General features: G+C 57.4%; 1 protein-coding gene. It reads left to right on the top strand.

The window, feature by feature from the left end:
* The coding region (locus tag PL640_RS25485) for a hypothetical protein (RefSeq protein WP_142843699.1) at window positions 1–829 on the top strand (829 nt) is incomplete at both ends.

Below are 829 nucleotides of genomic sequence, written 5' to 3'. Positions count from 1 at the left end.
CGAGCCGAAGGAGCTTCATGATATCCGGACCGGCACCTTCGCGGTCGGGACAAACAACCAATACTTCACGAACCTCGACTTCGTGAACGGCATGCTGCGCGACCAGTCGATGTACACGTGGTATCCGTTGCTGCTGACGTTCCAGGATGAGCGATTTACCCTCGAGCAGTGCTGCGCACTCGTGCACCGCTTTGACTACGCATACAGCAACTATCTGCGCTACAGCGGCTTGCAGGAAATGGGCGCTTTTGCCGAAGCGATCACCAAATATCTTCCGACGGCTGGTAGCCGCGACGAGGCGGTTGAGGCCGTCAAGGCGTTCCTGGGTTACCTCAACCGTTTGGCCGCCTGGTCATTCCATTACTTCCCTTGGAGCATCGGAAAACATCTCACTTACGAGACCCCGGAAGGTTCCATCGCGGCCCTGGCCGATCCCTCTCGGCGTGTTCAGATCCGCGACGGTCAAAAGGTACGGCTTACCTGGGAGCCGCTGGGCATCAGCGTCATTGCCTATCTCGCGACGAAGGAAAACCCCGAACTCTGCAACGACCTTATTCAAGCTCTGCCCTTCACGGTTGTTCAGGACCATGCCGTTGTCAGCGGTGAATCCATGTACGCGTGGGCGCCTGTCGTGAGCACCGCAAAGGTTAACGTCAAGGAACGGCAGTGCGATGCTCCGGTCGGCCGTATCCGCTATTCCCAGGGCACCGGCAACAAGGTCATCGTCCAGTATGGTGAAGTCACCGAAGATATTGCGACACCGGTTCTCGGTGAGATCCTGCCGGAGTATGCCGACGATATCTATAAGGTTGGTCGCGCTGTTCTGGAA

Source organism: Agrobacterium sp. ST15.16.024 (assembly GCF_027956545.1).
Taxonomy (GTDB): Bacteria; Pseudomonadota; Alphaproteobacteria; order Rhizobiales; family Rhizobiaceae; genus Agrobacterium; species Agrobacterium cucumeris.
The sequence above is the reverse complement of the archived record's forward strand: the minus strand, read 5'-3'. Positions and strand labels throughout refer to the sequence as shown.